This is a genomic window from Pseudomonas sp. GV047, assembly GCF_003058245.1.
Classification (GTDB): domain Bacteria; phylum Pseudomonadota; class Gammaproteobacteria; order Pseudomonadales; family Pseudomonadaceae; genus Aquipseudomonas; species Aquipseudomonas marginalis.
In genome coordinates this window covers 108,391-120,443 of record NZ_QCWA01000016.1, presented here as the reverse complement: position 1 = coordinate 120,443, position 12,053 = coordinate 108,391, and the positions used below count along the sequence as shown (strand labels likewise).

Genomic DNA, 12,053 nt, shown 5'->3' with positions numbered 1-12,053 from the left:
CCCGAACTCAGCAGTGAAACGATGCATCGCCGATGGTAGTGTGGGGTTTCCCCATGTGAGAGTAGGTCATCGTCAAGATTAAATTCCGAAACCCCATTTGCGAAAGCAGATGGGGTTTTGTTTTGGGCGCTCGGAAAGTGCGAAGAGGCGCCTCGGCAGGGTCTTCAGTGCTAAAGTCCATGCCCTCGATTTTGCTTTTCCCAAGGAAGCCGTTATGCCGGATGCGACGTCCCTCAGCGCTGGATTCATGGTGGTTCACGGCAACCGCTTGGACGAACTGCGCAGCCTGGTGGTGAGTTGGATGCGCCGTTATCCCCTGGCGCCTCTGGAAAACGAAATCGCCTTGGTACAAAGCAACGGCATTGCCCAGTGGCTCAAACTGGCCTTGGCTGAAGACCCGCAAGACGACGATATGGGAGGCTGCGGAATTGCCGCCGCCATTGATGTACAGCTCCCCGGCAGCTTCATGTGGCAGCTCTATCGCATGGTCCTGGGACGTGACGAAATCCCTCCAAAATCCCTGCTCGATAAAGCCCCGCTCACTTGGCGCCTGATGCGCCTGCTCCCGGAACTCATCGATCAACAGCACTTCGAGCCGTTGCAACGCTTCTTGACCCACGACTCCGACCTGCGCAAACGCTACCAACTGGCGGAACGACTGGCTGACCTGTTCGACCAATACCAGGTCTACCGCGCTGACTGGCTGGAAGACTGGGCTGCCGGCCGCCATCAATTGCGTAATGGTCGAGGCGAATCAAAGCCACTCAACCCTGCCAATTGTTGGCAAGCCGAGTTATGGCGCGCGCTGCTGTTGGACGTCGGTGAAGAGGGCATGGCCGAAAGCCGCGCCGGCGTGCACCAGCGCTTTATCGAACGTATCAATGCGCTTGAACAAGCACCGAAGGGATTGCCTTCCCGGGTGATTGTCTTCGGGATTTCCTCCCTACCCGCCCAAGCGCTTGAGGCGCTGGCCGGCCTGGCCCGTTTCAGCCAAGTCCTGCTGTGCGTGCACAACCCGTGTCGCCACCATTGGTCCGACATCGTGGCCGACAAAGACCTGCTGCGTAACGAATACAAACGCCAGGCGCGTAAAGCCGGCATGCCCGTTACTATCGACCCACAAACCCTGCACCAACACGCCCATCCGCTGTTGGCCGCCTGGGGCAAACAAGGTCGCGACTACATCAGCCTGCTGGACAGTTACGACGATCCCAACAGCTACCGCGCCGCTTTTCGCGATGGTCGAATCGACCTGTTCAGCGACAGCGAACCCACCACACTGCTCAACCAGCTTCAGGACGATATCCTCGAACTGCGCCCGCTCAATGAGACTCGGGAACAATGGCCGGCTGTCGATCTGGAGCGTGATACATCCATCCGCTTCCACATTGCCCACAGTGCCCAACGCGAAGTAGAGATTCTCCACGACCAATTGCTCCAACGCTTCAGCGCCGACCCCACGCTTCGCCCAAGGGACATCATCGTCATGGTCCCCGACGTCGACAGCTATGCGCCGCATATTCGCGCGGTATTCGGGCAACTGGACAGAATCGATCCCCGCTTCATTCCCTTTACCCTCACCGATCAAGGCCAGCGCGGCCGCGATCCCCTGCTGATCGCCGTTGAACACCTGCTCAAACTCCCTGACAGCCGCTTCCCTGTCAGCGAGATTCTCGATCTGTTGGACGTCCCGGCCTTGCGCGAACGCTTCGCCATCAAGGAGCGCGATTTGCCCACGCTGCACCGCTGGATCGAAGGCGCTGGCATCCGTTGGGGGCTCAACGCCGAGCAACGTGCGGGGCTCGGTCTGCCGAGTGAACTGGAACAAAACAGCTGGCGATTCGGTCTTCGCCGTATGCTTCTAGGCTACGCCGTCGGCACCGGTGCAGCCTGCGAAGGCATTGAGCCTTACGACGAAATCGGCGGGCTTGATGCGGCCTTGATCGGCCCGCTGGTCGCTTTGCTCGATGCGCTCAGCGATGCCCATCAAGCGCTGTCACAACCCGCAGCACCCCACGAATGGGGCGAGCGTCTGCAACGCCTTATGCAACTCTTCTTCCTACCCAGCAGCGAGCACGACGACTACCTGTTGGGTCAGCTTGAGCAACTCAGGGAAACCTGGTTGGAAACCTGCGAGTCCGTTGGCCTGCAGGATGAGTTACCGCTTACCGTAGTCCGCGAAGCCTGGCTGGCCGGCCTGGATCAAGGCCGTCTGTCCCAGCGCTTCCTCGCCGGAGCTGTCAATTTTTGCACCCTGATGCCCATGCGCGCCATCCCCTTCAAACTCGTCTGCCTGCTCGGCATGAACGACGGCGACTACCCACGCGCCCAGCCACCGCTGGATTTCGACCTGATGGGCAGCGACTACCGTCCCGGCGACCGTTCGCGCCGTGAAGATGACCGTTACCTGCTGCTCGAAGCCCTGTTGTCCGCCCGCGACCAGCTCTATATCAGCTGGGTCGGCCGTAGCATCCGCGATAACAGCGAGCGCCCGGCCTCTGTACTCATCGGCCAACTGCGCGACCATATCGCCAGTGGCTGGCACAACGCACAAGAAACACCGCTACTGGACGCGATGACCCAGGAACACCCGCTCCAACCCTTCAGCGCCCGCTATTTCCACGAAGGTGATCCACTGTTCAGCTACGCCCGCGAATGGCAGTTACTCCACGAAGCTGTGGATAACGTCCCAAAAGAGGGTCAACTGGCGCAGCATCAACAGGAAGAACCCCTGAGTCTCGGCCAGTTGCAGGATTTCCTACGCAACCCGGTCAAACACTTCTTCAGCCAGCGTCTGAAAGTGTTCTTCGAAGCCGCCGAAGTACCCCTGGCCGATGAAGAGCCCTTCGTGCTTGACGCGCTGCAACGCTACAACCTGAGCGACAGCCTGTTGAACGCTGCGCTGTCCCAGCCCGAACACCTCGACCAGGCCCTCAACGCCCAGGCCCTGCGGCTGCAAGGCAGTGGCCTGTTGCCGATGGTTGGTTTCGGCGAGTGCCTGCGCAACGAACTCATTGAGCCCCTGCCCGACTTGTTGCAACGCTACCAGCAGTTGCTGGCGCTCTGGCCAACGCCACACACCGCTGCAGAACCGATCAGTTTCGAGCATCAAGGTATAGCGCTGGAAGGCTGGATCAGCGGCCTGCATCGACGCAGTGATGGCGGATTGCTGAGTGTCACCACCATCCCCAATAGCATCGGCTCGATCAAAACACGCAAATGGCATCGCCTGATTCGTCCTTGGGTCAATCATGTGGTGGCCTGCGCCTGCGGCCTGTCGTTGAGCACGGGGTTGGTGGCCAGCGACGATACGTTGCTACTGGCCCCGCTGGATAAGCCCATCGCCCGGGAAATCCTCGGCAACCTGCTGTTGGCCTGGCACAGCGGCATGAGAGAGCCGCTCCCGGTAGCCGTCAAGACCGCCTTCGCCTGGCTCAGCCAGACCGATCCGGTCAAAGCCCACGCCGCCGCGAGCAAAGCCTATGAAGGTGACGGCCTGACCACCGACGGCGAGCGTCGCGAAACCCCGGCGCTCACCCGACAGTTCCCCGATTACGCCGCCCTGGTCGCCAGCGAAGAGTTCGAAGGCTGGTGCGAAACCTTGTATCGACCGCTCATCAACGCCCCATGGCGATCACTCACAGGCGAGGAGGCCGGCCCATGAGCAGCAAACCCTTGGCCCTGGCCTTCCCGTTGAATGGCAGCCAGCTGATTGAAGCCAGCGCCGGCACCGGCAAAACCTTCACCATCTCCGCCTTGTACCTGCGTCTGGTCCTTGGCCACGGTGACAGTGAGTCCGGTTTTGGCCGTGAACTGCTGCCGCCGCAAATCCTCGTGGTGACCTTTACCGATGCCGCCACCAAAGAGCTGCGCGAACGCATCCGCATGCGTTTGGCCGAGGCCGCACGTTTCTTCCGCGAAGAGATTGAACAGCCCGACGCGCTGATCGCCGACCTGCGTGCGCAATACCTCCCCGAGCAATGGCCCGCCTGCGCCAACCGCCTGGACATCGCAGCCCAGTGGATGGATGAGGCGGCGGTTTCCACGATTCACAGTTGGTGCCAGCGCATGCTGCGCGAACACGCGTTCGACAGCGGCAGCCTGTTCACCCAGACCCTGGAAACCGACCACAGTGACCTGCTCGGCGAAGTGCTTCGCGATTATTGGCGACTGTTCTGCTACCCGATGCACGACGACGCCCTCAACTGGGTACGCAGCAACTGGGGCGGTCCGGCCGCGTTGATGCCACGGGTACGCGCACTGTTCGGCAGCGAACGGCCGACGGATGAAACCCGCGAACCCGCCGAGTTGATCAACGCTTGCCTGCAAGAACGCCGTGAAGCGTTGATAAACATCAAGGCTCCCTGGCAACAATGGGCCGTCGAGTTGCGCGAAATCTGCCTGCAAGCCGTAGCCGCCAAAGCCGTCGACGGCCGCAAGATGCAAGCGCGTTACTTCGAGCCCTGGTTCGAAAAGATCAGCGCCTGGGCCGCTGACGAAACCCTGGAACAGCTGGATATTGGCACCGGCTTCACCCGCCTCACCCCCGACGGCATGGCCGAAGCCTGGAAGGGCGACCCGCCGCAACACCCCGGCATCGACGCCATGGCCGGCCTCAAGGCCGCCCTCGACGCGCTGCCAACCCCCGACGCCGCGGTGTTGCAACACGCTGCCGGTTGGGTGGGCAAGCGCTTTGAAGAAGAAAAACGCCGGCGTGCCGAAATGGGCTTCGACGACATGCTGATCCGCCTCAACGCCGCCCTGCAAACCGATGGCGGCGAGCGCCTGGCCAGTGTGATCCGCGAGCAGTTCCCGGTGGCCCTGATCGACGAATTCCAGGACACCGACCCGGTGCAATACAGCATCTTCGACAGCATTTACCGCATCGAAGAGAACCACCTCGACAGCGGCCTGTTCCTGATTGGCGACCCCAAGCAAGCCATCTACGCCTTCCGCGGCGCCGATATCTACACCTACCTGCGTGCGCGCAAATCCACGCTCGGCCGTCATCACACCCTGGGCACCAACTTCCGTTCCAGCCATGCGATGGTCGACGCGGTGAACCACGTGTTCCTGCGCGCGGAAACCGGCCGCGGCGCGTTCCTGTTCCGGGAGTCGAATGGCGACAACCCGGTGCCGTTCCATCCGGTGCTATCCCAAGGCCGTAAGGAAAAACTGCAGGTCGACGGCCAAACGTTGCCGGCAATGAACCTGTGGCACCTGCCCACCGACCAGCCGGTTTCCAACGCGGTGTACCGCCAACAACTGGCCGGTGCCTGTGCCACCCGGATTGTCGAGCTGCTCAACGGCGGGCAGCAAGGTACGGCCGGTTTCCTGCAAGCGGACGACAGCTTCAAAGGCGTACTGCCGTCGGACATCGCCATCCTCGTGCGCGACGGCAAGGAAGCCCAGGCCGTGCGCGCCGAGTTGGCCGCCCGTGGCGTGCGTAGCGTGTACCTGTCCGACAAGGACTCTGTCTTCGCCGCCCAGGAAGCCCACGACCTGCTCGCCTGGCTCAAGGCCTGTGCCGAGCCGGACGTCGAGCGGCCGCTGCGGGCTGCCCTGGCTTGCGTCACCTTGAACCTGTCACTGCCGGAACTGGAGCGTCTGAACCAGGACGAACTGGCGTGGGAAAGCCGCGTGATGCAGTTCCGAGGCTACCGCACGATCTGGCGCACCCAAGGCGTGTTGCCGATGCTGCGTCGCCTGCTGCACGACTTCAAACTGCCGCAAACCCTGATCGCCCGCAGCGACGGCGAACGTGTGCTGACCAACCTGTTGCACCTCAGCGAGTTGTTGCAGCAAGCCGCGTCGGAACTGGACGGCGAACAGGCGTTGATCCGCCACCTGGCCGAACATCTGGCGTTGTCCGGCCAGGCCGGCGAAGAGCAAATCCTGCGCCTGGAAAGTGACGAGCAACTGGTCAAGGTGGTGACCATTCACAAATCCAAGGGCCTGGAGTACGACCTGGTCTTCCTGCCTTTCATCTGCTCGGCCAAGCCGGTCGACGGCAGTCGCCTGCCGCTGCATTACCACGATGAACACGGCAAATCCCACGTCAGCCTGCGCCCGACCGCCGAGTTGATCGCCCAGGCCGACGATGAGCGCCTGGCCGAAGACCTGCGTTTGTTCTACGTAGCCCTGACCCGCGCCAAACATGCCTGCTGGCTCGGCGTTGCCGACCTCAAGCGTGGCAACAGCAGCAGCTCGGTACTGCACCTGTCGGCGCTGGGTTACCTGCTCGGCGCCGGTGCGTCGTTGAGTGAATCCGCCGGCCTCGCGCGTTGGCTGTTGGATCTGCAGGACGGCTGCCCGGCCATCCACTACGCCCCAGTGCCCGACGCCCAGGACATCCTGTTCCACCCGCCGCGCAACACTGCCCACTTGCTCGCGCCCTTGTTACCTAAGCGCAAGGCCGCCGAGAACTGGTGGATCGCGTCCTACAGTGCCTTGCGCATTGGCGACAGCATGAGCGTCGCCCACCTTGAAGCGCCCGAAAGCCCACAGGCGCAAAAGCTGTTCGATGACGAACGCCTCGATCCCGACGCACCGCGTGAAGTGGCAGCGTCCGGCGCAGACATTCACCGTTTCCCACGCGGTCCGAACCCCGGCACCTTCCTTCACGGCCTGCTGGAGTGGGCCGGGGAAGAAGGCTTCAACGTGACCTCGCAAGCGATCGAACAAGCCGTAGGCGCGCGCTGCAATCGCCGCAACTGGGAAGGCTGGATCGTCACCCTCAGCGACTGGCTGGGCCATCTGCTGCACACGCCGCTGCCGGTGGATAACGACCAGGTCGCCCTGAGCAACCTGCAGCACTACCAGATTGAAATGGAGTTCTGGTTCGCCAGCCATAAAGTCGACGTGCTCGCCCTCGACAAGCTGGTGTGCCAGTACACCCACAACGGTGTGTCCCGCGTCGCCGCCGAAGCAGTGCTGCTCAACGGCATGTTCAAGGGTTTTATCGACCTTACCTTCGAACATGACGGCCGCTACTACGTGGCCGACTACAAATCCAACTGGCTCGGTCCCGACGATTCGGCCTACACCCAGGACGCCATGGAACAGTCGATCCTCGAACATCGGTACGACCTGCAATACGTGCTTTACCTGCTCGCCCTGCATCGCCAACTCAAGGCGCGCCTGCCGGACTATGACTACGACCGTCATGTCGGCGGCGCGCTGTACCTGTTCCTGCGCGGCACCCAGGCTGTCAGCCGAGGGGCGTTTTTCACCCGGCCGCCACGGGACCTGATCGAAGGCCTGGACCTGCTGTTCCAGGGCAAGCCCATCCCGCCCAAGGCTGAGCCTGCCTGGGAACAAGGAGTGTTGTTATGAGCCTGTCGCCGTTACCGCTTGAGGCGTTAGCGCCCTTGAGCCGCGCCGCCGACCTGGTGAGCCTGCTGGAGCGTTGGGTTGACCGGGGGTGGCTGCGGGCGTTGGACAAGGCGTTCGTAGGCTTCCTGCACGAGCTCGATCCACACGCCGACCCCTTGGTGCTACTGGCGGCGGCGCTGACCAGCCATCAACTCGGCCACGGCCATGTGTGCCTGGACCTGTTCGAAACCCTCAACGCGCCGGATTTTGCCCTGTCCTTGCCGCCCGAAGGCGACCTGCAAAGCGGCGCCATGCTGCTGCCGTCGCAGTTGCTCGACGGCCTTGATGGCGCCCGCTGGTGCCACGCCCTGGCCGCCAGCCCGTTGGTCGCCCTGGCGCTGGACGGCAGCGAATCGGCACACAGTCGTCCCTTGGTACTGTCGGGCAAACGCCTGTACCTGCGCCGTTACTGGACTTACGAACGACGTATCGACAGCGCCTTGCGCCTGCGTCTTGCCACCCAGGAAAGCGTCGCCGCCGACTTGCCCCAGCGCTTGAATGGTTTGTTCGACCAGCCGGCGCCCGATGGCGTGATCGACTGGCAGAAACTCGCCTGCGCCCTGGCCACCCGCGGTGCATTCAGCATCGTCACCGGCGGCCCCGGCACCGGCAAGACCACCACCGTGGTACGCCTGCTCGCGCTGTTGCAGGCGCCGGCCGTTGAGTCCGGTAGCCCGCTGCGTATCCGCTTGGCCGCGCCGACCGGTAAAGCCGCGGCGCGCTTGACCGAATCCATCAGCCAGCAAGTGCTGTCGCTGACAGTGCCGCAAAGCGTGAAGGAAAAGATCCCGACCCAGGTCACCACGGTCCACCGCTTGCTGGGCAGTCGCCCGGGCACTCGGCACTTCCGCCATCACCTTGGCAACCCGTTGCCCCTGGATGTACTGGTGGTGGACGAAGCCTCGATGATCGACCTGGAAATGATGGCTAACCTGCTGGATGCGTTACCGCCCCATGCCCGCCTGGTGCTGCTGGGCGACAAGGACCAACTCGCCTCGGTGGAGGCCGGCGCCGTACTCGGTGATTTGTGCCGCGATGCCGAAGCCGGCTGGTACAGCCCCGACACCCGCCAATGGCTGCAAACCGTCAGCGGCGAAGACCTCAGCGCCAGTGGCCTGCACGAAGACCTCGATGGCAGCCATCCCTTGGCTCAGCAAGTGGTGATGCTGCGCTACTCACGGCGTTTCGGCGAAGGCAGCGGCATCGGCCAACTGGCGCGCTGGGTCAACCAGCAAAACGCCGACGATGCTCGCAAGCTGCTGGCCGCGCGCAGCCACAGCGACCTGTTCTGCATCAGCCTCAAAGGTGAGCACGACCACGCCCTGGAGCGCTTGGTGCTGGACGGGCAGGGCGACGGCGCCCAGGGTTATCGCTATTACCTCAACCTGCTGCACAGCGCACGCCCCGCCGTCGACACCCCGCGCGATGACCTCGCCTGGATCCACTGGGCCCAGCAACTGCTGCAAGCCTTCGATGCGTTCCAATTGCTCTGCGCCGTGCGCAAGGGGCCTTGGGGTGTCGAAGGCCTGAACCTGCGCATCACGGCCGCCTTGCGCAAAGTGCGGCTGATCGAGGGGGATGAGCAATGGTACGAAGGCCGTCCGGTGTTGATGACGCGCAACGATTACGGCCTGGGCTTGATGAACGGCGATATCGGCATTGCCCTCAAACTGCCTGAAAGCGACGGCGGCCCCCAGGTGCTGCGGGTGGCTTTCCCACGTAACGATGGCCAGGGTGGCGTGCGCTTTGTCCTGCCCAGCCGTCTCAATGATGTGGAAACCGTGTACGCCATGACCGTGCACAAATCCCAGGGCTCGGAGTTCACCCACACCGCATTGATCCTGCCGGACGCGCTGAACCCGGTGCTCACCAAAGAGTTGATCTACACCGGCATCACCCGCGCCAAGCGCTGGTTCAGCCTGATCGAACCCCGGGGCGGGGTGTTTGAAGAGGCCGTGCGCCGCAAGGTCAAACGCTTGAGTGGGTTGATGCTGGAGTTGGGTCAGGAGTCAGAAATATCTGACGCTGTGCTATCGTTGCGGCATCACCCCGAAAACACCTGAGAGAATCGTTGCATGAACCTGGCTGTCTCGCCCACAGAGCTTAGTTCGAGCTGGAGACGCTTGCTGCTGGTGGCGATTCTATGCCTGCTGGCGCCCCGGGTATTTGCCGAGGCCCCAGGCCCGGCTGACCAGCGCGCCCAGGCGGTCACCCAGGTGGTACTCGGTATCCTCAGCTATGCCCGTTGGCCAGTAGAGCCTGCGCAACTGCGCCTGTGCATCGTCGGCCCGACCCAATACACCGACGACCTGATCAAAGGCACCATCCAGGCCACCGGCCGTCCGGTCGTGGTGCGGCGCCTGCTGGCCGACCATCCCGATATCGTCAACGCCTGCGACGCCGTGTACATCGGCAAACTCAGCAATGACGAACGCAGCCGCCTGTTTGCCTCGTTGATCGGCCACCCGGTGCTCAGCATCAGTGAAGGCGGCGACCAATGCACCGTGGGCAGCCTGTTCTGCCTGCGGGTGGGCGATGAGCAAGTGTCGTTTGAGGTCAACCTCGACTCGGTGGCGCGCAGCGGCGTGCGCATTCATCCCAGCGTGTTGCAACTGTCCCGGCGCCGGGCGCCCACCACATGAAAGCGGCGAACGTACGACCTACCCTGCGTTCCGTCATCGGCCGGGGGCACATGATCCTGGCGCTGGTGGCGGTGACGCTGGCCAGTGTCTCCCTGACCCTGCTCGGCGTGTTGGCGCTGCGGGTCTACGCCGAACACAACCTGCACCTGATCGCCCGTTCCATCAACTACACCGTGGAAGCGGCCGTGGTGTTCAACGACCGCAGCGCCGCCACCGAAGCCCTCAGCCTGATTGCCTCCACCGAAGAAGTCGCCCAGGCTGACGTGTTCGATAGCAGTGGCCGGCTGTTGGCGCACTGGGAACGCCCGGAAACCGGCATGCTCTCCCGGGTTGAACTGGCGCTGGCGCATACCCTGCTCGAACAGCCCATCAGCCAACCGATCCTCCACCAGGGGCGCACCATCGGCAGCATTCACCTGACCGGCCACGGCGGTAGCCTGCTGCGCTTCCTGCTCAGCGGCCTGGCGGGGATCCTGATCTGCACCGTCCTCAGTGCCTGGGTCGCCCTGCACTTGGCGCGGCGTCTGTTGCGCGGCATTACGGAGCCGCTGCAAAGCCTCGCCGCCGTGGCCCACGCCGCCCGCAGCGAGCGTGACTTCGACCGCCGCGTGCCGCCGGCCCGCATCGCCGAACTCGATAGCCTGGGCAGCGACTTCAATGCCCTGCTCGGCGAGATGGAAGCCTGGCAAAACCATCTGCAAAGCGAAAACGAAACCCTCGCCCACAAGGCCAACCACGACAGCCTTACCGGTCTGCCCAACCGCGCGTACTTCGAAGGCCGCCTGATTCGCGCGCTGCGCAGCGCCGCCAAGGCCAAGGAACAGGTGGCCGTGCTGTACCTCGACAGTGACCGGTTCAAAGAGATCAATGACAGCTTCGGCCATGCCGCCGGTGATGCCGTGCTGGTGGCCGTCGCCGAACGGGTGCGTGCGCAATTGCGTGAAGATGACCTGGTAGCGCGCCTGGGCGGTGACGAGTTCGCCATCCTGCTGGCGCCGCTGCACAAGGTCGAAGACGCCCAGCGCATCGCCGAAAAAATCATCGCCAGCATGGACATGCCGATTGCCGTGCCCGGCAGCACCCAGGTATTGACCTCCCTCAGTATCGGGATAGCCATCTACCCCGAACATGGCGTCACACCCGGCACCTTGCTCAATGCCGCTGATGCGGCGATGTACCAGGCCAAGCGTTTGTCCTCGGGGGGCCAGCAAACGGCGGAGCCGGAGAGCCCCGTCGTCAACGTTCAACACAGGAGTTGATTCCTTGTTCTCGACCGCGCGTTTTATGTTTATCACCCTGCTGGTGGCGCTGCTCGCCCTGGGCGGTTGCCAGACGGCGCCTTCCAAAGGCCTGACCCCGGCGCAAGTCGCCGTCCTCAAGCAACAGGGCTTCGAGCTTACCGATGACGGCTGGGCGTTCGGCCTGTCCGGCAAAGTGCTGTTTGGCAGTGACGTCGAAACCCTTAACCAACCCAGCACCGACATCGTCCAGCGCATCGGCAAGGCCCTGCTGGGTGTAGGCATCGAGCGCGTACGCGTCGATGGCCACACCGACGGCTCGGGCAAGGAAACCTACAACCAGCAACTGTCCCTGCGCCGCGCGAAAAGTGTGGCGACGGTGTTGATGAGTGTGGGCATGAAGGAAGAAAACATCCAACTGCGCGGCTTGGGCAGCAGCGAGCCGGTGGCGTCCAATGACACCGCGGCGGGGCGCACGGAGAATCGACGGGTGTCGATAGTGGTGATGTCGGACTGAGTCCGTACCGCCGATTTCAATCTGAAATCCAATCAACTGTGGGAGCTGGCTTGCCTGCGAAAGCGGTGTATCAGTACTGGATGTACTGACTGACACACCGCCATCGCAGCAAAGGTATCTACACAATATTGTAGTGAGCGGGCTTGTCCCGCGCTGGGCTGCGAAGCGGCCCCAGCTCTTTGTTTAAAAAGACTGGGACTGCTGCGCAGTCCAGCGGGAGCAAGCTCCCTCGCCACAGGTTACTTTGCGCTCTTAAGACTTCTTAACTGACCGGCATTAGGG

6 protein-coding genes are annotated in these 12,053 nt (G+C 62.9%); all 6 read left to right on the top strand.

Translation table 11 applies throughout. From position 1 onward, the window contains the following. Positions 1–214: 214 nt before the first annotated feature. The 6 genes from recC to C8K58_RS29120 are packed head-to-tail and all read left to right on the top strand — an operon-like array spanning position 215 to position 11,771. Positions 215–3,664, top strand: a complete 3,450-nt coding sequence (gene recC, locus C8K58_RS29145; protein WP_027607686.1) for an exodeoxyribonuclease V subunit gamma — start codon at positions 215–217, stop codon at positions 3,662–3,664. After that, on the top strand, positions 3,661–7,335 hold the full coding sequence (gene recB, locus C8K58_RS29140; RefSeq protein WP_092359352.1) for an exodeoxyribonuclease V subunit beta: 3,675 nt from the start codon (positions 3,661–3,663) through the stop codon (positions 7,333–7,335). Before recC ends, recB begins: the two co-directional genes overlap by 4 nt. Next, a complete protein-coding gene (gene recD, locus C8K58_RS29135) occupies positions 7,332–9,437 on the top strand; it encodes an exodeoxyribonuclease V subunit alpha (RefSeq protein ID WP_108574776.1) in 2,106 nt (701 codons plus the stop codon). Before recB ends, recD begins: the two co-directional genes overlap by 4 nt. A 12-nt stretch (positions 9,438–9,449) precedes the next feature. Continuing rightward, on the top strand, positions 9,450–10,016 hold the full coding sequence (locus tag C8K58_RS29130) for a YfiR family protein (protein ID WP_027607683.1): 567 nt from the start codon (positions 9,450–9,452) through the stop codon (positions 10,014–10,016). Next, on the top strand, positions 10,013–11,275 hold the full coding sequence (locus C8K58_RS29125; RefSeq protein ID WP_092359350.1) for a diguanylate cyclase domain-containing protein: 1,263 nt from the start codon (positions 10,013–10,015) through the stop codon (positions 11,273–11,275). Before C8K58_RS29130 ends, C8K58_RS29125 begins: the two co-directional genes overlap by 4 nt. 4 nt (positions 11,276–11,279) lie before the next feature. Next, entirely contained in the window at positions 11,280–11,771 is a 492-nt protein-coding gene (locus C8K58_RS29120) for an OmpA family protein (protein ID WP_178087843.1), read from the top strand. Positions 11,772–12,053 lie beyond the last annotated feature (282 nt).